Origin of the sequence: Clostridium sp. BL-8, assembly GCF_002006495.1 — a bacterium.
Taxonomy (GTDB): Bacteria; Bacillota; Clostridia; order Clostridiales; family Clostridiaceae; genus Clostridium.
Genome location: NZ_LZZL01000008.1, coordinates 16265 through 42375, shown reverse-complemented (window position 1 = coordinate 42375; position 26111 = coordinate 16265). Strand labels below are relative to the sequence as shown.

The 26111-nt window shown below is 28.9% G+C and carries 26 protein-coding genes; 2 read left to right on the top strand and 24 right to left on the bottom strand.

Features of this window, described 5'->3' with window-relative positions; genetic code table 11:
• Positions 1-88: 88 nt before the first annotated feature.
• Both CLOBL_RS27830 and CLOBL_RS03625 read right to left on the bottom strand, forming a co-directional pair.
• Positions 89-238, bottom strand: coding sequence for a hypothetical protein (locus tag CLOBL_RS27830; RefSeq protein ID WP_179117674.1), 150 nt, complete (start codon positions 236-238; stop codon positions 89-91).
• Positions 239-412: 174 nt separating this feature from the next.
• Positions 413-1738, bottom strand: a complete 1326-nt coding sequence (locus tag CLOBL_RS03625; protein WP_077857769.1) for an ATP-binding protein — start codon at positions 1736-1738, stop codon at positions 413-415.
• Positions 1739-1962: 224 nt separating this feature from the next.
• On the opposite strand from CLOBL_RS03625, the gene CLOBL_RS03620 reads away from it, so the two are divergent.
• The gene (locus tag CLOBL_RS03620) at positions 1963-3255 is read left to right on the top strand and encodes an NCS2 family permease (RefSeq protein ID WP_077857768.1); all 1293 of its coding nucleotides are present in this window, start codon (positions 1963-1965) and stop codon (positions 3253-3255) included.
• A 69-nt stretch (positions 3256-3324) separates the two neighbouring features.
• Here the strand turns inward: CLOBL_RS03620 and CLOBL_RS03615 are convergent, their stop codons facing one another.
• From CLOBL_RS03615 to CLOBL_RS03575, 9 genes are all read right to left on the bottom strand, one after another.
• On the bottom strand, positions 3325-3936 hold the full coding sequence (locus CLOBL_RS03615; protein WP_077857767.1) for an NUDIX hydrolase: 612 nt from the start codon (positions 3934-3936) through the stop codon (positions 3325-3327).
• A gap of 128 nt (positions 3937-4064) precedes the next feature.
• Positions 4065-5969, bottom strand: a complete 1905-nt coding sequence (locus CLOBL_RS03610) for a bifunctional 4-hydroxy-3-methylbut-2-enyl diphosphate reductase/30S ribosomal protein S1 (RefSeq protein WP_077857766.1) — start codon at positions 5967-5969, stop codon at positions 4065-4067.
• A 13-nt stretch (positions 5970-5982) separates the two neighbouring features.
• Positions 5983-6636 carry a (d)CMP kinase gene (gene cmk / locus CLOBL_RS03605; protein ID WP_077857805.1) on the bottom strand — a complete coding sequence of 218 codons (654 nt, stop codon included), beginning with the start codon at positions 6634-6636 and terminating at the stop codon, positions 5983-5985.
• A gap of 93 nt (positions 6637-6729) precedes the next feature.
• Positions 6730-7947, bottom strand: coding sequence for an NAD(P)/FAD-dependent oxidoreductase (locus CLOBL_RS03600; RefSeq protein ID WP_009170690.1), 1218 nt, complete (start codon positions 7945-7947; stop codon positions 6730-6732).
• 219 nt (positions 7948-8166) lie between these two features.
• Positions 8167-8670 (bottom strand): preQ(1) synthase, encoded by a 504-nt coding sequence (queF, locus tag CLOBL_RS03595; protein WP_009170691.1) that lies wholly within the window; start codon positions 8668-8670, stop codon positions 8167-8169.
• Positions 8671-8719: 49 nt separating this feature from the next.
• Positions 8720-9373, bottom strand: a complete 654-nt coding sequence (gene queC, locus CLOBL_RS03590; protein ID WP_077857765.1) for a 7-cyano-7-deazaguanine synthase QueC — start codon at positions 9371-9373, stop codon at positions 8720-8722.
• Positions 9374-9426: 53 nt separating this feature from the next.
• Positions 9427-10023, bottom strand: a complete 597-nt coding sequence (folE, locus tag CLOBL_RS03585) for a GTP cyclohydrolase I FolE (RefSeq protein ID WP_077857764.1) — start codon at positions 10021-10023, stop codon at positions 9427-9429.
• 124 nt (positions 10024-10147) lie between these two features.
• A complete protein-coding gene (gene queE / locus CLOBL_RS03580; protein WP_077857763.1) occupies positions 10148-10816 on the bottom strand; it encodes a putative 7-carboxy-7-deazaguanine synthase QueE in 669 nt (222 codons plus the stop codon).
• 16 nt (positions 10817-10832) lie between these two features.
• Complete coding sequence (locus tag CLOBL_RS03575) at positions 10833-11261, bottom strand: 6-carboxytetrahydropterin synthase (RefSeq protein WP_077857762.1); 429 nt, start codon at positions 11259-11261, stop codon at positions 10833-10835.
• Between the two features lie 386 nt (positions 11262-11647).
• Here CLOBL_RS03575 and CLOBL_RS03570 point away from each other — a divergent pair, with 386 nt between their 5' ends.
• Complete coding sequence (locus CLOBL_RS03570) at positions 11648-12595, top strand: DUF1189 domain-containing protein (protein ID WP_077857761.1); 948 nt, start codon at positions 11648-11650, stop codon at positions 12593-12595.
• A gap of 93 nt (positions 12596-12688) precedes the next feature.
• On the opposite strand, the gene CLOBL_RS03565 is transcribed toward CLOBL_RS03570, so the two are convergent.
• The 13 genes from CLOBL_RS03565 to CLOBL_RS03505 all read right to left on the bottom strand — a co-directional run bounded on the left by CLOBL_RS03565 (position 12689) and on the right by CLOBL_RS03505 (position 26001).
• Positions 12689-13222 carry a metal-dependent hydrolase gene (locus CLOBL_RS03565; protein ID WP_077857760.1) on the bottom strand — a complete coding sequence of 178 codons (534 nt, stop codon included), beginning with the start codon at positions 13220-13222 and terminating at the stop codon, positions 12689-12691.
• Between the two features lie 175 nt (positions 13223-13397).
• Positions 13398-13559 (bottom strand): FeoB-associated Cys-rich membrane protein, encoded by a 162-nt coding sequence (locus CLOBL_RS03560; RefSeq protein ID WP_009170698.1) that lies wholly within the window; start codon positions 13557-13559, stop codon positions 13398-13400.
• Positions 13560-13624: 65 nt separating this feature from the next.
• Positions 13625-15433: a ferrous iron transport protein B gene (gene feoB, locus CLOBL_RS03555; RefSeq protein WP_077857759.1), complete on the bottom strand. Its 1809-nt coding sequence runs from the start codon at positions 15431-15433 to the stop codon at positions 13625-13627.
• Between the two features lie 63 nt (positions 15434-15496).
• Complete coding sequence (locus CLOBL_RS03550; protein ID WP_009170700.1) at positions 15497-15721, bottom strand: ferrous iron transport protein A; 225 nt, start codon at positions 15719-15721, stop codon at positions 15497-15499.
• A gap of 510 nt (positions 15722-16231) precedes the next feature.
• Entirely contained in the window at positions 16232-17197 is a 966-nt protein-coding gene (locus CLOBL_RS03545; RefSeq protein ID WP_077857758.1) for a tRNA-dihydrouridine synthase family protein, read from the bottom strand.
• A 151-nt stretch (positions 17198-17348) separates the two neighbouring features.
• Complete coding sequence (locus tag CLOBL_RS03540) at positions 17349-17642, bottom strand: hypothetical protein (protein ID WP_077857757.1); 294 nt, start codon at positions 17640-17642, stop codon at positions 17349-17351.
• 123 nt (positions 17643-17765) lie between these two features.
• Complete coding sequence (locus tag CLOBL_RS03535) at positions 17766-18785, bottom strand: SDR family oxidoreductase (protein WP_077857756.1); 1020 nt, start codon at positions 18783-18785, stop codon at positions 17766-17768.
• A gap of 189 nt (positions 18786-18974) precedes the next feature.
• The gene (locus CLOBL_RS03530; protein ID WP_077857755.1) at positions 18975-21281 is read right to left on the bottom strand and encodes a glycoside hydrolase; all 2307 of its coding nucleotides are present in this window, start codon (positions 21279-21281) and stop codon (positions 18975-18977) included.
• A 287-nt stretch (positions 21282-21568) separates the two neighbouring features.
• Positions 21569-22951, bottom strand: coding sequence for a HAMP domain-containing sensor histidine kinase (locus CLOBL_RS03525; protein ID WP_077857754.1), 1383 nt, complete (start codon positions 22949-22951; stop codon positions 21569-21571).
• Positions 22944-23591, bottom strand: coding sequence for a response regulator transcription factor (locus CLOBL_RS03520; protein ID WP_077857753.1), 648 nt, complete (start codon positions 23589-23591; stop codon positions 22944-22946). Before CLOBL_RS03520 ends, CLOBL_RS03525 begins: the two co-directional genes overlap by 8 nt.
• Positions 23592-23858: 267 nt before the next feature.
• Entirely contained in the window at positions 23859-23999 is a 141-nt protein-coding gene (locus tag CLOBL_RS03515; protein ID WP_179117673.1) for an aspartyl-phosphate phosphatase Spo0E family protein, read from the bottom strand.
• A gap of 238 nt (positions 24000-24237) precedes the next feature.
• Positions 24238-25056, bottom strand: coding sequence for an SH3 domain-containing C40 family peptidase (locus tag CLOBL_RS03510; protein ID WP_077857751.1), 819 nt, complete (start codon positions 25054-25056; stop codon positions 24238-24240).
• A 30-nt stretch (positions 25057-25086) separates the two neighbouring features.
• The gene (locus CLOBL_RS03505) at positions 25087-26001 is read right to left on the bottom strand and encodes an LD-carboxypeptidase (RefSeq protein ID WP_077857750.1); all 915 of its coding nucleotides are present in this window, start codon (positions 25999-26001) and stop codon (positions 25087-25089) included.
• Between the last annotated feature and the right edge of the window lie 110 nt (positions 26002-26111).

Below are 26111 nucleotides of genomic sequence, written 5' to 3'. Positions count from 1 at the left end.
TTTAAAAATAACAGAACAACTGCATAGACTTAAAATATGTGTTACAATCATATTTTAAATTAAGCAGTTGTTTAATGTTTGTATGTTCTTAATATTTATTATTTACGGTTATATCTTTGCCTCTAGAAACTCTTTTTGTTCTTAAATCATCACGCTCTCTTTCAACGTAAGATTTAACTTTACTTTGAGACAATTCACCAGTTTGTAAAATTAACTTATCTTTTTTGTTTTTGGACAATTGCATCATCTCCTTTCTAATTTATATTATTAGTTAGGAGAGCAAAGTTATGTATGCCTTTTATAGAGAGTATAATAATACAAGCATGATTTTAAAAATAAAAGGGTCTATAAAATAAAAAAATAGAAGGAGGTTATCCTTCTATTTCTATATTAATAAATTAAAAAGAAATTATTACTTGGTATTCAATTTACCCTCAAGCCAATTTACAAATTGTATAGCAGTTCTTGGGGAACGTGCATTATACCACATTACCCATTTTAGTGCTTCAGCGCGAAGATATTCCTTATCGACTTCAATTCCCCTTGCTTCAACTATTCCATTAACTATTTTTAAATATTCCTTTTGATCAGGTGAATAGAATGATACAGTAATTCCAAATCTATCTGCTAATGAGAGCTTTTCTTCTATTGCATCATTAGCATGTACATCGTCTCCTGCTCTTTCACTGAAGGTTTCCTTTACTAGATGCTTTCTATTTGTAGTTGCATAAATTAATATGTTATTAGATCTATTTTCAACACCGCCTTCTAAAATAGTCTTTAGTGCTGAATAGCTCGCCTCTCCTTCTTCAAATACTAAATCATCTACAAATATTATAAATTTCAAATTTTTGTTCTTTAGTATTCGTATTATCTTTGTAAAATCAGCAAGCTTATTTTTATCTACTTCTATAAGTCTTAAACCCTCATCATAGAATTCATTTGTTATAGCTTTAACAGTTGATGATTTCCCAGTACCTCTTGAGCCGTATAACAAAAGATTATTGGCTGGATAACCATTTAAAAATTGTCTTGTATTATCAATTATTATATCCTTTTGATCTTCATACCCTACTAAATCTTTTAATCTTATAGGATCTGGTGTTTCTATACCTCTTAAATATTCATTATTATCCTCATGCTCCCAGACAAAGGCTCTATAATGTCCAAATTCTCCTGTTCCATATTGTTTATAAAATGTCATAATGCTTTCAAGACATTTATCCCACTTTTCTGAGCTTAAAATACTAACTTTTAATTTATCAATTGCTTTCTTGCTATTACAGTGTAATATCTCCTTATCAAAAGTAATTAGATTTTTAACAATATCTTCTTCAAAATCTAAAGGATTAGTTTTATGTAAAATTTCTTCTTTTATACTCTCAGTTTTAATACCACTTATAAATTGAAGGGCGCATAGCTCGTATGAAACTTGAGCTATAATACCATCATTGCCTAAATCATTACGATCAATCATATCTGTAAATGGATTGCTTTCTAGAAACATTAAATCTACAATATACTTCTTTAAAGAGCTTCCATAAGTTTTATTTAACAATCCATAAGCGAAATCATTATATATGCTTATAGCGGTCGTTATTTCTATTTTGTCTGTACTTAGATAATCTAGAAGTATTTTATACTTTTTTATCACTTCATCTTCTTTAAGCTTAGTAAAAATGCATAATGAGTTTATCATTATATTAGCTTTTCTCATGTTTTCTGAATTTGTATACATCTTCTTGCCTCCCAATAATTGTTTTATTGCAAATTGCTTTTATAATTTAAAATATTAAACTATATTATAGCACTTTAACTATCCAATTCCAAATATCAATCTATCTATTCATCTATACTATAAGAATAAGTGGAAATGTTATTGACACATTACTAAATGATGTTATAATATTAATTGCGTTTTATGCGGGTGGGTGAGGGAGATTTGAAAGTTGAGTTGAAAGGATGAAAAAATTATTTAAATTACAAGAAAACAATGTCACATTTAGAAGTGAAATGCTTGCGGCGCTTACATCATTTTTTGCAGCAGCTTACATTATTATTGTAAATGCAAGTATATTAAGTGATTCTGGAATGAATATTAATCCATTAATAATTGCTACAGTTTTTACTTCTGTCATAGGCTGTCTTTTAGTTGCTTTTATAAGTAACACACCTCTAATCATAGTGCCTGGTATGGGCATTAATGCACTATTTACTTACACATTAGTACAAACTTTAGGTCTTTCCTTTTACGAGGCCTTAACCTCGGTGTTTATTGCAGGAATTCTATTTGTAATTATTGCAATAACCCCATTAAGTACCATTTTGGTAAGAGCTATACCTGATAATTTGAAAGAATCTATTACCATAGGTATAGGACTTTTTATCACGTTTATTGGGCTTCAAAAATCTAAATTAATAGTTTCGGATACGACCACATTACTTAAGCTGGGGGATCTTACGAGTCCAGAAGTATTAGCATTCATTATTATTATGATATTAGCACTTGTGCTATTTCTAAAGAAAGTACCAGGGAGTTTTCTAATTTCTATTATTTTAGGGACAATGATTTCTGTTTGCTTTGGAATTATCGATATTCATAATGTAACTTATTCCATGCCAGACTTTAATAACTATAAGGACATCTTTTTCCATTTAGATTTTGCTTCTCTTGGGAAAATTAAATTTTGGATAGGAACTTTTTCATTAACGCTAGTACTAGTTTTTGAAAATATAGGAATTATCCAAAGTCAGGTTGCAGGAATGCTAAAAAGATCCGAAGCAGCTTCAAGAGCTTTGATTGCAGTATCGTTTTCTACTATAACCTCTGCGCTTTTGGGATCTAGTCCAACTGTTTCTGCTGTAGAAGGAACTGCTGGGATATCAGCTGGTGGTAAAACAGGACTTACATCTTTAGCTGCTGGAATTTTGTTTTTAGTATCAATATTCTTTATACCATTAATTTCACTAATTCCAAATGCAGCAATAGCACCAATACTTATTATTCTTGGATGTTTAATGGCTCAAAATCTAAGAAATTTAAATTTTGATGATTTTAGTGAACTCATTCCGAGTTTTATTACTATAATTTCTATACCGCTAACATATAGTATTATAGATGGAATTGCCTTTGGATTTATACTTTATCCTATCTGCAAATTGTGTAATAAAAAAGATAAGCAGCTATCAATATCCATGTATATTACTCCACTAATTTTCTTGTTATATTTTATTGCAAATTCATTTATGCATTAATTCAAATATTAAGAGATCCTATATGTGATCATTTTAATTCACATATAGGATCTCTTTTTTGCGGTTATATTATTCTTCAAATAATTTTTCTCCTATTAATGCAAAACTTTGAAGAAGTAAAAAACATTTAATATCAAACTTTTCATTGCTTTGTATAAGCTTCTTAGCTTCTTCCTGAGAAACTAATATTGCTTCAATACATTCATCGTCTTCTAAATGTTCATCGCTTATTTCGCCTTCACAGATGCAATATACAAAAGCTAATGATTCATCAGTCATGCCAGGTGATACATATACTTTTTCCTTACCTTTATTTTTGATTATATTTACTAATTTTAAACCTGTTTCTTCCATCAATTCTCTACTAATCGTACTATTAGCATCTTCTCCTGGATCAATAAGACCTGCAGTTAATTCATAAATATAATCATTAATTGGTATTCTGAACTGTTTTATTATGACTAATTTCTTTTTCTCTTTATGAAAGGCTGCAATTATTACAGCATCTACATTATCTTCCTTCTTCTCAAAAAAATTCTTTTGAATAGTATCCTTATCTTTCCTTGAAGCAATAGTCCAAGTTCTAGTATTACCAACTTTATTTTCATATTCTGCTTCATATAATTTTAAAAATTTAGTTTCCACTAAAGTTCTTATATTTGTAACTTTATTCTTTTTCATATTCTTGCTCTCCTTCCTATATATAAGAATCGTATTAATCATTTTAGCGTAATACAATTATACTTCAAATTTCCAGGATGTCATACATATAAATAAAAAAGAAGGAATATCTTCCTTCTTTCTACAAATTAAATATCTTTTATACTTAGGCTTATTCTCTTATTTTCTTCATCAACACTTAAAATTTTTGCTTTAATTTCTTGACCAACCTTTAATACTTCTGATGGATGTTCTATTCTGCTGTGTGAAATCTTAGAAATATGAACTAATCCATCTACACCCGGTTCTAATTCAACAAATGCTCCAAAATCATTAAGTCTTACAACTTTTCCAAGCACTATTGATTCTTCAGGATATTTTTCTTTAACATTTTCCCATGGCTTAGGCATAAGTTCTTTCATGCTTAAAGATAATTTTTTTGCTTCCTTATCAAGACCTATTATCTTAACATCAATTATTTGACCTTCTTTAAGTACATCACTTACATTTTTAACATGATTCCAAGATATTTGAGATAAATGTAATAGTCCATCTATACCATTTACTTCAACAAATGCGCCAAAGTTTGTAAATCTTTTTACTTCACCTTTTACAATATCACCAAGGTTGAATTTCTCCCAAGCCTTAGAATCTTCCGCATCTTTTGCTACTTCTAAAATGATTCTTCTTGATGCCACTATTTTCACTGGATTTTTTAGAGAAAAATCTATTAACTTTACTTCTAGGTTTTTCCCTACGAATTGATTTTTATCCTCAGTAAACCTTATATCGATCTGAGATGCTGGTACAAAGATTCTAACACCTTTATAATCAGCAATTAAACCTTTTTCCTTAGCTTCTTTTATACTAACTTCAAAAGTACTGTTTTTCGCAAACATTTCTTCAAGTTCCTTAAAAGCCTCTTCTCTTTCATATTCCAATCTTGATAATACTACATATCCATCGCTATTTTGTAATTTTATTACCTTCGCTGTAATATTATCTCCAACATTAAGCTTTTCAGAAAGTGTTATAGGATCTTCTTTGGCTGATAATTCAGAAAAAGGAATAATCCCATCTGATTTATATCCTACAAGTGAAACTAAAATAGAATCTCTAGTTTTTGAAAGTATTTCTCCTTGAACTTCATCCCCAATAGCAAATCTCTTGTCTAATTCGTTCATTAATGATAATTGATCTTCAAAATTATTATTTTCTGTATTCATAATATCTAGTACCTCCCTAATAATCCAATCTGGTGTTGATGCACCAGCTGTAACTCCTATTTTTTTAATATTATTATTTTTTATTAAATTTTCTGGCAGATCTTTTGCATTTTCAATGTGAATTGTATTTTCACAATTTTCTTTGGCGATTTGATATAATTTAGTTGTATTTGAACTATTTTTTCCGCCAATTACTATCATAGCATCTGTTTCTTTTGAGATTTTACTTGCACTTTTTTGTCTGACATCTGTTGCTGCACAAATAGTATTAAAGGCTACTACTTCATTTACACAACTTAAATTTCTTAAAGTTTCTTCCCAATTTTTTAATTTCTCAGTAGTTTGAGCTACTAGACACACCTTATGTGGTACTTTATCTTCAAAGGTACCATCCTTGGTTATAATGGCTTTATCATCACACCATCCGTTTATACCTATAACTTCTGGATGATTTTTATCTCCTAATATTACTATATGATATCCCTCTTTTGAATATTTCTTAACTTTTTTTTGAATATTCGCTACAAAAGGACATGTAGCATTTATAACAGTTAATTCCTTTTTTTCAAGTGCATCTATAATCGCCTCAGATACACCATGAGATCTTATAACGATTACGTCACCTTTACCCAGTCTACCTATATCTTCAAATTCTATAGAAAAAATATTATTGCTTTCTAGATACTTTACAACATCATTATTATGTATTAATGGTCCTAAAGTATAAATTTTTTTATTATGTTCTTCTTGAATTTTAATGGCCTCATCTACAGCTCTTTGAACTCCAAAACAAAATCCTGCATTTTGAGCTAAAACAACTTCACGCATCGTAGCCTCCTTGCTAGTTTTCTTTTCTTATGTATTCAGTAATTGCATTCACAACCCCATCAATATCTAGACTAGTAGTGTCTATTTCTATGGCATCGTCAGCTTTTCTTAAAGGATCAGCAGCTCTGTGGGTATCAATATAATCTCTATCTATTATGCCCTTTAAAATTTGATCATATGAGCATTCTATGTTTTTAGCATGTAATTCATTAAATCTTCTTTTAGCTCTTTCTTCTGGACTTGCTGTTAAAAAGAACTTGAAACTTGCATCTTTTAAAACAACTGTCCCGATATCTCTTCCATCCATAATTACATCAAATTTATTTGACATCTCCTGTTGAAGTTTAACAAGTATAGCCCTAATCTCCGGAATGCTGGCATAATTTGATACGATACTACTTATTTCTGGTGTTGTTATTTTATCTTGTACATTTTCACCATTTAATATTAAATCATCATTTTCAAAATGCATTTCCATTTCCTTTATCAGAGTGCAAATTTCATCAACATTTTCTGGCTGCAAGTTATTTTTTTTTGATTTTAATGCTACCGCCCTGTACATTGCTCCTGTATTTATATACATTAGATTATATCTCTTACCAACTAATTTTGCTATAGTACTTTTCCCTGCTCCTGCTGGTCCGTCTATTGCTACTGAAATTTTCAAATCGTTCTCCTCATTTCTGTATCCCATAATTTACGTCTACTATAAGATTATATAATTTTTTATCAATTCAAACAAGAAAATATTTTTATCTTGCTAAATATTAGTTCCAGCAATAAAGCCTGTCGAAAAAGCAATCTGAACATTATATCCACCTGTAAAAGCATCTACATCCATTACTTCTCCTGCAAATGAAAGATTTTCGATTATTTTGGATTTCATTGTTGAAGGATCAATTTCTTTTACATCTACTCCTCCTGAAGTCACAATAGCTTCATCAATTGGCCTTAAGCCCTTTATATCAAAAGCTAGTTCCTTTATTGATTTAACCAAATTTTTTCTTTCGTCTTTAGTTATCTCATTTACTTTTTTATTTTCTGAAATTCCAGATATATTAATGATCATAGGTATTAATTTCTGAGGTAAAAGATCATCTAAAGAATTCTTGAAGTCTTTATTAATATACTTATTAAAATCCTTTTGAATACGCTTATCTAATTCACCTAGATTTAAACCCGGCTTTAAATCAATATATAATCTATAGCTTTTACCTTTTTCTATGAACCTGCTGCCGCTTAATATAATAGGACCAGAAACTCCAAAATGTGTAAATAGCATTTCGCCAAAATTCTTATAGATAACCTTTTTATCATTTTCTTTAACAGTTACTTCCACATTCTTTAAAGATAATCCCATGAGTTCTTTAGTTTTAGCATCTACAATTTCAATTGGAACTAATGCTGGAGTTAATGGAACAATATTATGTCCTAGCATTTGCGCAAATTTTTGACCTTCACCTCTTGATCCTGTAAGAGGATACGACGCTCCACCTGTTGCTATAATATAATAATCTCCACTTAAAGTCTCTTTATTGTTTATTTCAAGACCTGTTATTATTTTATTTTTTAATTTTATATTTGTTACTCTTGAATTTAATTTAATTTTTACATTTGTTCTACTTAAAGCATTAGCCAAACCTTTTATTATATCTGAAGATTTATCAGACTCAGGAAAAACTCTATCACCACGTTCAATCTTTAATTTAATTCCTTCATTTGCAAAAAAATCCATAGTGTCATTATTAGTAAAACTATACAATGAACTATATAGAAAATGTGGATTACCAGGAATATAATCAAAAAATTCTGATATATCCTTTGCGTTAGTTACATTACATCTTCCTTTACCAGTAATAAAAAGCTTTCTTCCAAGTTTCTCATTACCATCTAGTAATATTACCTCATGTTTTTTTGCTGCATGTAGTGCAGCCATCATACCTGCTGGGCCTGCGCCTATAACAATAACCTTACTCAATTTTTAAAACCACCTTTATTCAGTTAACAATGTACAATTAACAATTTACAGTTTATGAACAAACTCCAAAGGAGTTTGAAAAATGTATCTATAATTAAGTGTACTAATATAAATAAATTTTCACTTAATGATAATTAGATAAATTTATATATTAAGAAAAGTCATAGACTTTTCTTCTATAACTGTAAACCGTGAAGTATGAAATGTAAACTGTTTTAATTATCTGTTGTCTACTTTTTCTGGATACATATCATGATTCATCATTCTATAGTTTGCCATTTCTTCATATTTTGTACCCTTCATTCCATAATTGCAATATGGATCTATGCTTATACCACCTCTTGGAGTAAATTTACCCCAAACTTCTATATATCTAGGATCCATAAGTTTTATTAAATCCTTCATGATTATATTCATACAATCTTCATGAAAGTCTCCATGGTTTCTAAAACTAAATAAATATAGTTTTAAAGACTTGCTTTCTACCATTTTTATATTTGGTATATAGCTAATATAAATTGTAGCAAAATCAGGCTGGCCTGTTATTGGACAAAGACTTGTAAATTCTGGGCAATTAAATTTTACAAAATAATCATTATCAGGATGTTTATTCTCAAAAACCTCTAATACGCCAGGATTATAGCCATAATCATATTTTGTTCCTTGGTTTCCCAGAAGTGATAATCCTTCAAGTTCCTTTGATTTTCTTCCGCTTTCACTCATTGTTCTTCTCCTTTAAATAAAATTTTATGCAAAAGTTATTTTTTACTTATTATTTTTTCCTACTCTCTAAATAATGTTCTAATCCTCTTTGTCTAAGCTTACACGCTGGGCATTCTCCACAACCATCTCCGATTATGCCATTATAACAAGTAAGAGTTTTTTCTCTTATATAATCTAATTTTCCAAATTCATCTGCCATTTTCCATGTTGCAGCTTTGTCAATCCACATTAAAGGCGTGTGAACTACGAACTCATAATCCATGGCTAAATTCAAAGTGACATTAAGAGACTTTATAAATACATCTCTGCAGTCAGGATATCCGCTAAAATCTGTTTCGCATACTCCAGTTACAATGTGTCGTGCTCCCTTAACTTTTGCAAGTACTCCTGCGAAAGTTAAAAATAGCATATTACGTCCTTCAACGAAAGTTGATGGCAGTGAACCATTTTCACCAGCTTTTATTTCTATATCATCTCTTGTAAGCGCATTTGGTGCTAATTGATTAAGTAATCCCATATCTAATATATGATGCTCTATACCTAATTCTTTAGCTATATCAGTTGCACATTCTATTTCTTTCTTATGCTTCTGATTATAATTAAAAGTAACAGCAATTACCTCATCAAATTCCCTAAGTGCCCAAAATAAACATGTTGTAGAATCTTGTCCGCCGCTAAATACAACTACCGCCTTCTTATTCATATTAAATTCCTCCCAAACTTTTATATATTTCAATTTATTTAGTTTCAAATTAGTTATTTCATAATTAATATAGCTTCCTGCCTTAACATATCATTAGTTTTAAAACTTCCAGTAAAAGTTGTAGTGGTTGTGAGTGTTCCAGGCTTTTTTATACCTCTTGAAGTCATGCATCCATGTTCACCAGTAATAAGAACACCAACATCGTTGCTGCCTGTAACAAATGAAACAATTTCTGCTATATCACTTCCTATACGTTCTTGAAGCTGAAGTCTCCTTCCAACCATATCGGCTATTCTTGAAATCTTACTAAGTCCGATTATCTTTTCTTTAGGTATATAAACTACAGAAACTTTCATATTATACATTAGCGCCAAGTGATGCTCACAGTAACTGTGTATTGGTATATCTTTTACTACAACCATGTTATTATTATTAATTTCAGAAATTGTATCTTCATTTTCAAAGGTAGTCCCAAACATTTTTGCTATTTCTTCATTTGTATGTGTCATTCCCTCAAAAACTTCTTCATACATTTTAGCAACTCTTTTTGGTGTATCCAATAATCCCTCTCTGTTTGGATCATCTCCCAATGCAATTAATATTTCTCTTATACATTCCTCTATCTTTTTAGTATCTATCTTCTTTGGCATTTTAAAGCCTCCTCACATTATAACCTAATCTAATCGCATGTTTTATTTTTTAATTACTAGGACGATTTCTATTCAAACAATATAAAATATACTGATAGAGTAGAATCTGGAGATAGCTATATTTTTAAACTCCCCTTGTATCCTTATTCCAAATAATTTTATGAAGCTGTACCTGTAATTTGACATTGTTTAATTTATTTTCTTTCATAAACTCAACAATATCCTGCATATCTATATTTCCCGAAACAGGACTTAAATAAACCAAGCACTTAGATATCAAGTCATATTCTTTAATTATTTCATAAGCCATTTTTAAATCTTCATGACTGCCGACTACAAATTTATAAACATCATTTTTGCCTACAACTTTTAAATTATTTAAGTTCATTTTATCTGTCATTTTACTGCTTGGTAACTTGAAATCTATAATATAACTTATATTATCATTTAAATGCTTTTTCTTAAAAGGTTCTATATCCACAGATCCATTAGTTTCTATATGTATCTTTAAATTATTATCACAATTTAATATACTTAAAAGTTTATCTATATTTTCTTGAATAAGTGGTTCACCACCAGTCAAAGTAACATTTACTGCTTTATTTTCCTTTATGTAATTGTATATTTCTTCAATACTTAAAAATTCTGAGATATTGTCGCTACCCCATGAATAAGTAGTATCACACCAAGAACATCTTAAATTACAGCCTTGAAATCTTATAAATGTAGCAATTTCTCCTGCCGTTGGTCCTTCCCCATCTATTGATAGAAATTTTTCTATAACATTAAACATTTTTATATACCTCCAATTAATCTTCTGTATATATGCAGCTATTATTTGGAGTTTCAAACAATTCTACTTCACATACAGGCAATCCTTTTTCCTTTAGCCTATTAAAAATATCCCTGGACATTTCCTCTGCTGTTGGCCTGTAAGATACAAAATAGGTATTAAAATCGTTCGTAAGCTCTTTAAATTTATCAGCTAAAGTTCTACCTTCCTCATTGTCCTCTAAAATAAGCTTATGGTCAAATATTTCAGCAATTTCTTTTAAAGCCTCTTTAAAATTAGAAAAATCATCAACCATCCCTCTAAGCTGTCCATCTGAATGTAATGTTTTAGACTTTAACTTAACAATTAATCTATATCTATGCCCATGAATATTTGAGCATTTACCATTATAACCACTTAAATAATGGGCCATATCAAATTGTACTTCACTTTTTATTTTAAACATATAATTCTCCTTACTTCATTGTATATTAATTAATTTATTTGTAATTATAATAAAATCTAATAATAAACCTAATTGAATATCTTCCTCATAATAAGTTATCAACAGATTTAACTTTATTATGAATTTCTAAGAAATAAAAAAAGCTAATTCTGCATGACTAAAAACTAGCAACACAAAATTAACCTTAAATTCTCTTAAATCTAAAATTAAAATGCCTAGTTTTGTTTAAGGACAGGATGGTCTTAATGAACTGTCCATATGAAATTTACAAGGTCAATAATACCATATTTCGTTTTAATATGCAAACTTTCTGTTACATTATTTAAGTAATGTGCTATAATTATCAAGAAACAATTAATCTTTTCAGAATTTAAGGAGGTCATTTTTTGGAAACCAAACTGGGATTTAGGCATAAATTTGCGTATAGCTTTTTTGATTTTTCTGCCTATAAAGATTTTTTAAAGCAAGGATTAGGAAGATCAATCTTATATATTTTTTTAGTTACATTAATATTTTCGACTCTAACCAATTTCAAAGATGTAGCGTTAATTACTTCGGAGATATCCACTATGCAAAATAATCTTGTTGAAACTGCTCCTGACTTTGAACTTAAGGATGGTTTATTAACAGTTGATTCTAAAGAAACTATTTATTATAAACATACAGGAGATCTTTTATTTGATTTTGTATCGGAGTATGCATCTATATTTAATAAAATGACTTTATTAAATTCTGAGACTTCTGATACAGGAGATACTTCTGAATCTATTGGCTTGGAAGATGTGGGAACAGATGAAGAAGATGATAAACCTAATTATTATATGATTATTGTCGATACTACTGGAAAAACGAATTCATCGGTTTTAGCTAATTATAAGGATGGTATATTCATTGATTCAAATGGATTTTTTGTTAAAAAGAATTATAGAACAATTGGAAATGCTTCATTTTCTGATTTCAATAGTTTATATGTAAATAATGAAGTTTTTCTAAGCGAATTATCAGGATTAAAAATAATTTTGCCGATAACTATCATGTTATTTAAGCCAATATTTAATTTTTGTGATAATTTGATTATAGTTTTTTTATTTTTTGGACCTCTTACGTTATTACTAGGATCGCTTATGAAAGTTAAATTAAACTATTCCAGATCATGCACGTTAAGTTTTTACGCAATGACACTTCCGCTATTACTTCAATCTTTATTGCTTATAGCTGGAATATATGTTGATTATTTTTCGGTTATATTTTATATGGTTACGTTGCTCTACTGTGGATTGGCTATAAATGAGCTAAAGGATACTAATAAATCCAACTTAAATTTAATGAAATAATATTAATAGAGTTATATGTATTCTTTAATGTGTTGTACTAAACTAATAAGAGCTGGATAAAATGAACTATTCTTCATTTTATTCAGCTCTTATTTATTGTCTAAAATGTTGTGTAAAGGTAAAGATTGAGGTTATTTTAAATATGTCTAGAACTATAATTACATTTGTAAAAAGTAAGATTCCGCAAAATATTTCTTCAAGTTTACTATTAGTTTTAATATTCCCTAATGAAAATTTTTTCTTACTTAAAGGGAAAAACCACGGAAGTCCTCCAATCGTAAAACTATCTAAAATCAAATGCGATAGTATACCAATAAAAATCCCCTTCAAACCAATCAGTATTAATTCCTGCAAAGATGCGCCAACGCTTAATGAATATAGTAGCAAATATAAAAACGGGGCGTGAAATAATTTTCTATGTCCTGCCAGCTTATTTATAGTTTTAGATACTCCTTTAGTTTTTTTACCAATATAGCTGTTTTTATGATCAATGTCAGGAAGTAAACTTCCTAGTACTGCTCCCCCTAAAAATATTATTGAAGGTATTATAGGAACATTTATAATCTTAGAGCCTATAATATAAAGCCCTGCTAATATCCCACCATTTAAATGTGTTTTATAAGTCATCTTATGTACTCCTATTCTTTGTAATCTTTTGTTAAAGTATGTTCATTTTGCTATTATACTATAAATCTTCTAATAAAATAAAATATTCCACTAAAATATTTATTATCTTAGTGGAATATCGTTTCTATCTGTATTTATACTTAGCATTTCATACAAGACATATCATGTGTTAAGTTCACTTCTTTATTGAAATATTGCTTTTACTAGAGCAAGTTTCTTTGGCTTTGCAATTTTTACAACCACAATCACACTTGCCTTTTGAAGAATTCTTAAATGATTTAACTATAATACATCCTGCAATAAATACAATAGCTATGGTAATTGTTATCTCTAACATTTAAAATCACCTTCTTAAATCAATAAAAATATACAATTAATAAAGTTATTTTTAAATTACATATATCAAAAAAACATATTATTTATTCTTAAATACATGCGAAGCAAATTAATAATTAAACCGCCTGCATTATACACAAAGTATGCTGCAATCCATGCAACGATTAATTGAAAAAGTACAGAAAACAATGTAAACTTTGCTCCATATTCTTTTTGCATAGTACCAATTGTAGAGATACATGGAGTATACAGTAATACAAATACTAAAAAAGCATAAGCAGAAATAGTAGAAAAGTGCAGTGGTAAAACAACTGCTAAATCTCCTGAGAAAATTACCTGCATTGAAGCTAAAACAGATTCCTTTGCTAATAGTCCTGAAAGAAGTGATACTGCCGACTGCCAATTTCCAAAGCCCAATGGTTTAAATATCGGTGCAAGTACACTTCCAATCGATGCTAATATGCTATCATCAACCTGATCAACCATCCCATGAATATTAAAGTTCGATAGAAACCATACTAATACGCTCATTGCAAAGATAATAGTTGAAGCTTTCTTTAAAAAGCCACTGGCTTTATCCAATGTCTGCTTATAAACCGAATTAACTTTGGGCATTTTATATTCTGGAATTTCAATTATAAACGGTTCTTCATCCTTCTTAAAATATGTGTTTTTAAATAAAATACCAAGTAAAAATGCAACCATTACTCCAAGTAAATATAGGGAGGATACTGCTAATCCTCTATGTGATTTAAAAAATACTGCTGCAAAAACTGTATAGACCGGAAGTCTTGCATTACACGACATAAATGGAACAAGAAGTGCAGTAAGCTTTCTATCTTTCTCACTTTCTAACGTTCTTGCTGTCATTATTGCTGGCACAGTACATCCAAAGCCTATTATCATGGGAATGAATGCTTTTCCCGAAAGTCCCATTTTTCTCATTAATTTATCCATCATAAATGCTACTCTTGCCATATATCCACTATCTTCTAGTATGGTTATGCAGATAAATAGAACCAGTATTATTGGCAATAATACTATAATTCCTCCAACTCCTGAAATTATTCCATCGACTATAAGAGAACTGAACCATGGAGATGAACCTGAAAGAAGTTCTCTAGCTCCTGGTATAATCAGTTCATTTAAAATATTGTCCAGCAAGTCAGAAATAGGTTGTCCAATCCACGCAAATGTAAGTTGAAACATCAAAGCCATTAATAGCAAAAAAATTGGATATGCTAGAAATGGGTGCAATATAAACTTATCTAATTTTTCAGTAATAGTTTCTTGATTCTCAGCTCTTTTTGTGACACAGGATTTTAATACATCCTCTATAAAAATATATGCATCTTTCTCAGAAGAGAACCTATATTTTTTATTATTTAAAGGTTCTTTAAAATTACCGTTCTTTAATCGCTCTTTAATTTTACTAATTCCTATATTTTTCCCTGCAACGATAGGAATTACTTCTACATCCAATTCTTTAGAAAGCTTATCATAATCAATTGTTATTCCCTTGCTTTCAGAAATATCAATCATATTTAGTGCCATTACAATTGGAATATTAAATTGCTTAAGTTGGGTGGTAAGATATAAATTTCTATTGAGATTCGATGCATCTACAATGTTTAATATTAAATCCACATTGCCTTCTTCTAAATAACTCTTAGATACTTTTTCTTCATTTGAGAATGTATCCATGGCATATATTCCTGGCAAATCTACTATTTTTATATCGTCAAAAAGAAAACCTTCTTTTTTATCTACCGTAACGCCTGGCCAATTTCCAACATATTGATTGGAACCGGTAAGCGCATTATATAACGTTGTTTTTCCTACATTGGGATTACCAAGTAATGCTACATTGATCATTTTTTACGTCTCCCTCGCTCTGGTAATAATTGGATTTTGTATCCATAATAATATATTGTAACACTATGCTCTTTTCAATAAAATGTTTTTAGCATCTTTTTTTCTTATAGCCAAATCAAATCCTCTAAAATTTATAATAACAGGATCTCCAAGTGGTGCTGCTCTCTTTAGCTCAACTTCAGTTCCTTCAATACATCCTAACGCAAATAACCTTTTAATTAATTTTGAATCTCCTTTAATTGATGAAATTATTCCTTTTTCTCCTGGATTTAAACTACAAATATTAATAATGCCACCTCCTAAATGAAATTACTTATCATATAATTAAGAATATCATTATTGGTTAAATTTTTCAATATAAAAATCCTCTTTTTTCCTCAAAAATTCGGAAAATAGAAAGATTCTAAAATATATAATTCGTAAGGGCCCCATTTATAAAAAATAATTGTATCTTGAACTATTTATTCTATGCATTTAACATTATGCTAATATTTTTGGATTTCTATCACTATAAAAATGAATGAATATCCTGGCCTTTTTTCGTAAATAATAAAACTAAAGTAAGGTGGTGAAAGTTATGGGTTCTTCTCAATATAATAAGAATAAGAATGATAAAAGCAATACTGACAGAACTAAAGAAGATAAACATGATAATGATCGTATCTCTAACAAAAATAATCATAAATAAAGCATTGTTATCATTTATATAAATATGGAAACTATATTTAGAAGCACAAATTAAATGATAGCAATACCATTAGTTGCTATCATTTTTATAATAATTAAAGCATTTTATTATTAATTACATTTAAATCCTCGTAGAGGCGTTTCATCTATATCAAGTTCTTGAAATAGATTGGCTACAATTACTTCATAATCACTTAATCTATCTGCCTTTCTTATTTTCTTTGCATATTTATCATTTTCTACAAACATATGTATCATATAAAACCAAAGTTCTTTAATTTTAAACAATACATTCTTATCTCCAGGAAGTATTTCTTTATACCCTCTAAGAACTGTATCATGAAAAGCTTTCAGCTCCAGTTTATTTAAACTATGATTATTTTTTATTTCTCGTATTAATGCTGGGTTTGCAATAAGTCCTCGTCCTAACATTACTTTATCTAAACATTGATGGTTTTCTATTAATTTCTCATAGTCGCTCATATTAAAAATGTCGCCATTATAACAAACAGGATTTTTACTTAATGCTAGTGCATCATCAAATACCTTCATATTGGGCCTGTTTTTATAAAAGTCTGTTTGTATTCTTGGATGAATAATAAGTTCCTCTATAGGATACTTGTTAAAGATCTCAATCAAATCATAAAATTCTTCTGGAGAATCTTTTCCAATCCTTGTTTTTATAGAAATTTTCACTGACGTTTTTGAGAATATGTCTTCTAAAAATTCATCAAGCTCCTTTCTTTGTGCTAGAAATCCTGAGCCTTTATGTTTAGCTACAACTGTACCAGATGGACATCCTAAGTTTAAATTAATCTCATCATAGCCAAATTTAATCAATTCATTTACTGTATAAATGAAATATTCGGAATTATTTGTAAGTATTTGAGGAATAACAGGAATTCCTTGATTATGTTCAGGTATTACATCATTCAATTCTCTAGAAGTAAATCCTTTATTCTTAGTTGGTGAGATAAAGGGCATAAAGTATTTATCAATTCCTCCAAAGAAAGTTTGATATGCATTTCTATATATGTATCCAGTAACACCTTCTAATGGTGCAAAAAAGTATTTCATCTTATAAAACTCCTAATTATAAATAATTTCAAACTATATTGTATATGACAAATATGCTTTTGTATAGGGATATAAATTTTCTTTATTATAAATTCCTCGTAAGAATAAAAAAATAGCACCTACTTATTTAGTAAGCGCTTTTAGGTTTATCTTAAAATTTTCTATTAATGTGCCTTTTACTATCGTACTCTTCTTTTATTTGCTGCCAATGAGTCCCCATCCATATAAAGCCTAATACAAAAAATATGACAGATACCAGTAATAAAGGTGATATAAATACTCCAAATATAAGGCATATAACTCCTGCCAGAATTAATTGCAAGTGTGTTTTATATTTCAACTTGCTGAACTCTTTTAATTCATCATCATCTAATTTCTCAATATTCTCCTGAAGTTTTTTATCTTTTTCAGCTTTCATTTGTTTAAATGTTTCTTTAAAACTCATAATACAATCACCTCATTATCATTATATAGATGACTATTTAAATTTAGTAATGCATATTTGCTTTAATATCAGAATTTATATATATAATAAAAAATAAAGTGCCGTGTAGCACCTTATCTTTTATTAATCATTTATTTCTTCAACAGCTTTATTCAATACTGAAATGACCTTATCGCACCAGTTATCAAATTCTTTATCCAAAGTCTGGCACTCAGGATGTTTTAAAACATATTCAATTGTTTTTCTTATTCCTTGATCAAATCGTGTTGTAGCTACAAACTCTGGTACAAGACGTTTTAATTTTGAATTATCAAATACAACTGAATTGGCTTTATCTCCAATGAGACCTCCCTTAAAATCTTGATTGCTACAAGCATCTAAAAACATTGATGAAACGTAAAAAGCATTCAATTTCACACCTAAAGCATCAGCTATTGTTTGATAAATCTGATTCCAAGTTAAGGTCTCATCTGAAGTTATTTGAACTGCTTCACCAATTGCATGTATATTACTCATTAATCCAACAAAACCTTTTGCAAAATCACTATTATGAGTCATAGTCCATAATGATGTTCCATCACCATTAATAATAACAGGTTTTCCTTCTAACATTCTTTTTGCAACCTGCCAGCTTCCATTATTGCCAGTAACAGCAAATGGAATAGAACGTTCATCATATGTATGACTTGGTCTAACTATGGTAATTGGGAATCCTTCTTCTCTATATAATTTAATTAAATATTCCTCGCAGGCAATCTTATTTCTAGAATAATCCCAGTAAGGATTTGAAAGTGGTGTGCCTTCGTTAATTCTATAATCGCATAGTGGTTTTTGATAGGCTGAAGCTGAACTTATAAAAATAAATTGCTTTGTTTTACCCTTAAATAGCCTGTAATCTCTTTCTAGTTGATTTGGTGTAAATGCTATAAAATCTGCTACAACGTCAAACTCCATTCCGCTTAATAAGCCTTGTACCTTTTCTTCATCATTAATATCAGAAACTATAAAATTTACTTTAGCACTTTCAAGCTCAGTTGAGCGATTAGCACGATTAAGTAAATAAAGATCCCATCCTTTTTTGATTAATAACTTTGAAATAGCTAGACTAATTCTTCCTGTTCCACCTATTAATAACGCCTTCATCCATTAACACACCTTTCATGTCATGTAAACATTTTATCATAATTAAATATAATACTATACTTGGATTATTATGTTGTCAATAGCATAATATTGCCTAATTTTTATATGACAAAACTAGAAATAATACTTAACTATATATAGTTAATATGCATATCAGTATGATCTTTCATAATGCAACTTAGAATAGCGTTATGATGCTTTTGGAGTATAGTTTGTTTTTTGATCTCCATCATATATGATTAATGACATAGGCGAAATTGTATCATCATTATATTTAAATTCTTTGTCTGAGAAATTAGCCACAACTTTTAAGTCCTTACCAAAGGTAGTCATTTGAACCATTCTGTCATCAGAGAGAACTTTAAAATCTGTCATTTCTTGTGTAACAGCTTTCTTGCTAAAAGGCGACCATACATTTAAATGCGAAAGAATTAAATCTTTGTCGCTATTCCAGCTATTCTTGTCTAAATGATAGAAAGGAGGTGTATCATATAGAATTTCATTAAGCATTGTGCTTGATACCTCATCTTTTATTTTTAGGCTTCCCCATTCCCAATGATGCGATGTAATTACAGAATTATTATAAACTAATTTGTAAAGGGGCAATGAATATATTGGACTTAAATAAATCTGTTTATATAAATCCTTTAAAGGAACCTGCTTCCCATAAATTGGTGGAACCCCTCCATTCGGAGAATAATAGCCTCCAATATAATATTGACTATTTTTATTTTTCCTCATATCATCATCAGACCATGCTATAACTGGTGTTTCTAAGCCTTGTGCAAATGCAATAGTCTGGCTTGCATAATCATTTCCCTCTTCAGAACCGATAACCATATTTTTGTCATCCCTTATATATGACATTCTATTTAATCTGGCATTCATATCTTGTTCCTGACTTGTAGTATGGTCAGGTGAATAATCATCATATAATTCTCCTGCAGCATCACAATCTATAAACCATGAATTAAACTGAATTCCAGTGTTTAAGATGTTCTGTACTCTATTTTCTACGCTTGGTAAAGATAAAGTCGGATTTAGCTTTCTACCTTCTCCAAGGAATCCATCTACCTTTTTCCCATCCTTATCGGTAATAGTGGCGTTTTCATATAAACTACTATCAGTAAAGGCAGCTGTATCCCATTGTTCTTTTCCAGGTTCTTGTATAGAGTGATAAGAATCATATGGAGCTATTAAATATCCATCTTTATTAGCTTCTGATACAAACTCTGGATTAATAAGTCCTGTTGTCCAATCAGAGAATCCTAACCAAGCATTCTTAATACCCGAATTATTTATATCCTCTAATAGAGGCAGTGAATTACCATTTCCCCACTTAGATATATCATCAGTTGCATCATTCCATTCACTTTTTAAAGCTCTTTTATTTAAATCATATAGCTCTGCATCATTTAAATTGTCTACACCTTTATTTGCTAGCTGCTTACCTTCATCATCTATATTAGGAAAAGCACTAGAATTATAGAAGTTTTTTGATAATAGAGCTTGATTTATTGCACTTACTATAGTATTTTTTTGATAATCACTTACATAATCTTGAGTTTTAATATTAGACAGTTCTGTAGCTGCATCTGTACCATCCTCAACATTTTTCTTTATAAAATTATTTATCCAGTCACTTCCACTTGAAGCTGGAAGCTTCCTTAAGGCAGTCCAGTTTACATTATTTTGTGCTATAAACTCTTTATCCCATAAGTAAATAAAAGGGGAACCGTAGAGTTTTCTTATATTTGGATTTTGTTTCGCCTTTTCCTCTAAAGTTGTAAACTTCCCTTTTTCTTTAATATAATCCTTATATATACCTGCTATATCTACTGGGTCATTTGAAGTAACATATATCCTAAAATTATATTCTTTATCATCAGTAGTTGATGGAAACTCATGAGTTAAGCTAAAACTAATTTTATCCTTTGTATCAAATTGTATTTTGTCATTAAACATATTTTCCATAACATATAACACTGAATAATTGCCCTTGTTTACAGCAAAAAACTGCATTGAAAAATCTTCTAAGAGACTCATTTCCTGTCCGCTTAAAAAGCTCTTCCAATTTTGATCATCACTTGGTATATACTTTCCTTCCCATAAAGGAAGTATATAACTATCACCACTTATTTCTGGCCATTTTAATTCACCTACATCATTTGCCTTTATATTTACATCTAGATAATCCTTCTCCTTTTTTATGTTTACTCCCATATTCTCTGAAGGATATTCCCAAGATACTTCATCTGTAGATTTTTTAAAATTAGATACGTCCCTTTTTTCTTCCGGTTCACTGGCTTCTTCTTCCTTTCCATCAGAAGTTACATCAATTTCAAAGGTAGATGGATCCACATCAAAAGTAAAATCATTACTTTTATGAGCAGGCTCATTAAACTTGTCAGCTAGCAAAGTTTTTATAGGTTCACAAGCACTAAGTGTAGTTGAAATTAAAATAATACTTGTCAACAATGATATAAATTTTCTCAAATTATCACCTCTTTATATTTTTATTCTGCATCATGTCCCATACTTGTGGGAATAAGACAATAGTAGGACTATATAATGCTCTTCAAATTTCTTTGCTAATATAACAATTTTATGTTACGCCAATATTACAAAATTAAATTATGAGAAAAAAATTTGCAGGCGAATAAGATTTGTTTTTTTATTCTTTTTTCATACTGAACCTAATTAAATAGACATTTTCATAAGTTATCCGCAGATTATCAAATAATATAATTTCATAAAGAATAAAAAGAGAATCCTGCAAATCTTTAGGACTCTCTTTGAAAAAGTATATAAAAACTTATTTTATTTTCCTTTAAATTTATACCATATTTTAAGCCGTGTTTCTCCAAAATAGTTTTTACAATTGCAAGGCCTAAACCTGTTCCTGATACTTCTTTACTTCTAGAACTATCTATTACATAAAAGGGTTCCCAGATTTTATTTATCACTTCTGGATTATAATCCTTTAATTCATTTTCAATTAAAAAAAGTATTTTATCTTCAGTATTTTTAAATAAAATATCTATTTTATTGTTTGAAGTATATTTTATAGCATTGCTGATAAAATTATTAAAAACAATAGCTATTTTATCTTTATCTGCAATAACTATTCTTTCTATTAATCCTTCTGTATCAATGGAAATAGCTATATTTTTATTTTTAATACTAATCTTATACTTTTCAAATGTATCAAAAAATACTTCTTCTAAATCAAATTTATTCTTATTAATATCTTCACTTTGGTACTTTGACAAGTATAATAAGGTATCTACCAAATTAGAAATATCCTCTGTCTGTTCTTCTATAATTTCCATATAACTTCCGTCGTCTAATCCATCTTGAATTCCTGCAATATATGCTTTAATTAATGCTAAAGGAGTTTTTAGTTCATGAGAAATATTAGAAATGAAAGTTTTTAAGTTTTCATTTTTCTCATTCAATTCCATATGAGATTTTTCTAATTTACAACTCATCTCATTTATACTATCTCCAAGTTCAGCGATTTCATCTTTTGTAGTAATTTCAGTCTTTACAAACTTTAAATTAGCAATATCTTTTGCAGCATTTTTAAGTTCTCCAATAGGCATGAGGATCTTCCTACAAAAGTACCAAATTAAAATAAAAGAAACTGCTAATGAAATAAGAATTAGATACAGATTGAATTTATTTACAATCTCTATAGTCTCACTATCATGGGCTACTGATGATCCAGCAAGAATTATATAATTTCCTTTTTTAAAAAGAGTTATTAAAAAACTAGAATTCAATTTTCCTTGATTATATAAAAGATTTATTCTATTTCCATCAATTACTTTACTTATATTGTCTTCAGTAATCCAAAACTTGTTCAAAGTAATTCCTTTTTCTGCCAAATCTTTTCTTATGGAATCGTTAAAATTATTTACATCATTATCATAATTTTCAGCTATTACAGTAATTCCATATTCATTTTCTATTTCTTTTATACTGCTTTCAATAGTATCTGAATCTAAGGTTTTTATTTGTTCAGCTGCATTTAATAAATCTATTTTCTTTTCGTGCAAATAATACTTAGATAAGAAATAATTATTAATTAGAAATGAAAAAGAAAATAATAATATGAGTACCATGGATATTTGCAAAAATAATCTTCGATTTAATTTATTCATCTTTTAGCTCTAAACTATAACCCATTCCGCGATGAGTTTTTATTAGTTCTTCTCCTATCTTTTCTCTTAATCTTCTTATATGCGTATCTACAGTTCTTTCTTCTCCAAAGTAATCTAACCCCCATATTATATCTAATAGCTGCTTCCTCGTTAGAATCATACCTCTATTTTCATACAAACATTGAATCAATTGAAATTCCTTTTTAGTAAGATTTAAATCAACTTCATCTTTAAACATCTTTTTACCTTTTAAATCCACTTTTATATTTCCTGAAATAATAATATTCTCTATATTTAGAAGTTTCTTTACACGAACTAATAATATTCTAGGATCAAAAGGTTTCTTAATATACTCATCTGCACCAATGTTTAAGGCTTTTAACTCATCTTCATTTTCATTTTTAGCTGTTAACATTACTACTTTTGAACTACTTTTCTCCTTAATTTCTTTACAAACCTCTATACCGTTCTTTTTAGGCATCATCCAATCTAAAACGGCTATGTCTATTTTGTTGTTGTAAAATATGTCTAAAGCCTCTTCACCATCTTTTGATAAAAAAACTTTATAATTTTCTTTTTCAAAATATGCTTTCAATATCTTAAGCATATACAATTCATCATCTGCAATTAAAATATTCATATTCCATATCCCCTGTTAACTTATTGTATTTAAAATAAACTCTAGTTTAAGCTTAAATAAAAATTATAATCACTAATTTAAATTATCTAAATCACTATAATTTATAATTATAGTGATAATATGGTATCATGTATATATAATTTTATTCTTTGTGGAGCTATAGATTTTTTTACGCAGCTGCCTCATAAATACATTTTACTTTATTATAAATTTCTGAAGAATAAAAAAAGTATCTTATTATAGATACTTATTAAAATTTATATATTTTTACTTACCAATTAGCTGATAATTAGTTTTATAATAATACACAATAAGGTTGTCCAATTCTTGACTAACTGATATTGTTTTTTCATTTAACAATCCTTTTTCGTCTATAAGGTTTATCAATTTATATCTTAATTCATCCATTATATAGCCCCCTTCCGTCAAAAACATTTTTTACCAACAATTTACATTATATTGAAAAATTATGATAATTGCAATATAAAATTTAACTATTTTAATACTATTATTATTCAATAAATTACTCATTGCGGCTAAATCTGTCAACTTATATATAAGTCACTTACAAGCTTAGTAGATAATTTATATACCTATTTTAACAGGGAAAGTTATAAAAATAAATTTAAGACTTTATTTTTCCATTTTAAAATATGCTTCCAAACTTCTTAGAACTTTTGAATAAATATTCATTATAATTTTCTGATTTATCATTAAAACTATTTATTTTAACAATATCATTACTGGTTGACGAATGAACATAATTTCCATTTCCTAAATACATAGCTACATGACCAGGAAAAAATATCAAGTCTCCTGGCTTTAGTTTTTCAAATGATATTTCTTTGATTGGGAAGCCTTTTTTTATCTTAGCATCTCTATAAATCAGTATCCCATTTAGCATGTAAGCCATTGAGCAGAGACCCGAACAGTCAATTCCAAGAGGTGTTTTTCCACCCCACCTGTATTGAGTTCCTAAATAGCTTATTGCAGCTTTGGTTAAATTCTTTCTCAAGTTTTCTTCATCCTTTATATAATAGGTATTTATTAATTTTGATATAAAACTTTTTCTAATCCATCCTATTCTGGAATCTGGTAATTTAACTTTTACAAATCCTTTATTTTCACTGATTTCATTAGTTGAAATTAAATTTCCCCCCCTCGTTAAACTTGCTATTTGATATCCGGAAGCCTCAGGTTTGTTTAGTACATCTGCAAATGAGTTTAATACTACAGTATTTTTTTCTCTATTCCATATTTTTGAGTTAATATCATCAATAATCAGATTTTCTCCATTTATATATCCCTCATACTTGTAATGAGTTCTTATATAAAACCAATTATTATGTTCAGCTTTAAGTATTTCAACATTCATTCCAAATAAAACTTCATCAACATTTTCTGAAATTTCTTTAGGCTCACTTTTTAATATCCCAATAGTTTTATTTACCACAGCATATTTCATTTAATCACCTCATTAATTTGTAGTAATATATTAAAAGATAGTTATTTCCTTTCTGCTGCAATCTAGGGCTGCTTTTTTGCCTAAAGGGAGGCTCATAGTAGGCATACAATGTCCGCAGGCTAAATTATAAATTGTAGGCTTGTTTTCTGGTTTAATTAGTTCTTCAAAAACCTCCATCAAACTTAAGCTTTTATCTTCCTCTTTTGCCTTACAATCAGTCCATGCTCCCAAAATAATACCTGCTGCATCTCTAAATTTTCCTGATTGTTTTAATTGAAGCAGCATCCTATCTATTTTATATGGTAATTCATCCACATCCTCCAAAAATAATATTTTGTCTTTAGTATTAATTTCATAGTGAGTTCCTAGAGATGAAACTATTAAAGAAAGATTACCTCCAACTAGTTTTCCAGTTGCACATCCATTAACTAAAGTCTTAATTTTTTGTCCATTAGGATTTTCAAGTTTCCCTAAAGGTTTATCACTAAATATGTTTCTTTTAAAATAATCCATAGTATAACAATCTATCCCTTTATATAATTCCGTTCCAGCCATTGGGGTATGGAAAGTTATTAGTTTGCATTTTTGATTAAGTACATTATGAAGAACTGTAATATCACTATATCCTGCAAACACTTTAGGATTCCTTTTAATCATCTCATAATCCAGCATATCAAGTAATCTTGCTGAACCATAACCACCTCTTATTGCAAAAATTCCCTTAATATTTTTATCTTTAAACATAATATTTATATCATTAGCTCTTAAATCATCACTTCCAGATAAAAAGCCATGTAAGCTTCTGCAGCTTTCACCTAAAACCACTTTAAGACCTAAGTCTTCCATTGCTTTAACTGAAGGATTTATTCTATCATTTGGAGTTGGACCAGCTGGCCCGATTAATCCTATTTTATCTCCATCTTTTAAAGGTTTAGGCTGTATCATTTAATCATTCCCCTATCTATAAAATAATAATATAACTTATTCTCCTTCTATAAAAATAGAAGCTTAGATTCTAGAAAAAGCTTGGCTTAAAAAAATATAAAAGTCACCAC

What these genes read in the sequence shown, in the direction of transcription:
- CLOBL_RS03520 (WP_077857753.1), bottom strand. Translation starts at nt 23,591, where the DNA reads ATGAATATTTTAATTGCAGATGATGAATTGTATATGCTTAAGATATTG.
- folE (WP_077857764.1), bottom strand. Translation starts at nt 10,023, where the DNA reads ATGCCAAAGAAGATAGATACTAAAAAGATAGAGGAATGTATAAGAGAA.
- queF (WP_009170691.1), bottom strand. Translation starts at nt 8,670, where the DNA reads ATGAGTGAAAGCGGAAGAAAATCAAAGGAACTTGAAGGATTATCACTT.
- queC (WP_077857765.1), bottom strand. Translation starts at nt 9,373, where the DNA reads ATGAATAAGAAGGCGGTAGTTGTATTTAGCGGCGGACAAGATTCTACA.
- CLOBL_RS03620 (WP_077857768.1), top strand. Translation starts at nt 1,963, where the DNA reads ATGAAAAAATTATTTAAATTACAAGAAAACAATGTCACATTTAGAAGT.
- CLOBL_RS03515 (WP_179117673.1), bottom strand. Translation starts at nt 23,999, where the DNA reads ATGGATGAATTAAGATATAAATTGATAAACCTTATAGACGAAAAAGGA.
- CLOBL_RS03505 (WP_077857750.1), bottom strand. Translation starts at nt 26,001, where the DNA reads ATGATACAGCCTAAACCTTTAAAAGATGGAGATAAAATAGGATTAATC.
- CLOBL_RS03525 (WP_077857754.1), bottom strand. Translation starts at nt 22,951, where the DNA reads ATGAATAAATTAAATCGAAGATTATTTTTGCAAATATCCATGGTACTC.
- CLOBL_RS03625 (WP_077857769.1), bottom strand. Translation starts at nt 1,738, where the DNA reads ATGTATACAAATTCAGAAAACATGAGAAAAGCTAATATAATGATAAAC.
- queE (WP_077857763.1), bottom strand. Translation starts at nt 10,816, where the DNA reads ATGTTTAATGTTATAGAAAAATTTCTATCAATAGATGGGGAAGGACCA.
- CLOBL_RS03540 (WP_077857757.1), bottom strand. Translation starts at nt 17,642, where the DNA reads ATGAGTTTTAAAGAAACATTTAAACAAATGAAAGCTGAAAAAGATAAA.
- CLOBL_RS03510 (WP_077857751.1), bottom strand. Translation starts at nt 25,056, where the DNA reads ATGAAATATGCTGTGGTAAATAAAACTATTGGGATATTAAAAAGTGAG.
- CLOBL_RS03545 (WP_077857758.1), bottom strand. Translation starts at nt 17,197, where the DNA reads ATGAAATACTTTTTTGCACCATTAGAAGGTGTTACTGGATACATATAT.
- feoB (WP_077857759.1), bottom strand. Translation starts at nt 15,433, where the DNA reads ATGATCAATGTAGCATTACTTGGTAATCCCAATGTAGGAAAAACAACG.
- CLOBL_RS03560 (WP_009170698.1), bottom strand. Translation starts at nt 13,559, where the DNA reads ATGTTAGAGATAACAATTACCATAGCTATTGTATTTATTGCAGGATGT.
- CLOBL_RS03615 (WP_077857767.1), bottom strand. Translation starts at nt 3,936, where the DNA reads ATGAAAAAGAATAAAGTTACAAATATAAGAACTTTAGTGGAAACTAAA.
- CLOBL_RS03565 (WP_077857760.1), bottom strand. Translation starts at nt 13,222, where the DNA reads ATGACTTATAAAACACATTTAAATGGTGGGATATTAGCAGGGCTTTAT.
- CLOBL_RS03575 (WP_077857762.1), bottom strand. Translation starts at nt 11,261, where the DNA reads ATGTTTAAAATAAAAAGTGAAGTACAATTTGATATGGCCCATTATTTA.
- CLOBL_RS03535 (WP_077857756.1), bottom strand. Translation starts at nt 18,785, where the DNA reads ATGAAGGCGTTATTAATAGGTGGAACAGGAAGAATTAGTCTAGCTATT.
- CLOBL_RS03610 (WP_077857766.1), bottom strand. Translation starts at nt 5,969, where the DNA reads ATGCGTGAAGTTGTTTTAGCTCAAAATGCAGGATTTTGTTTTGGAGTT.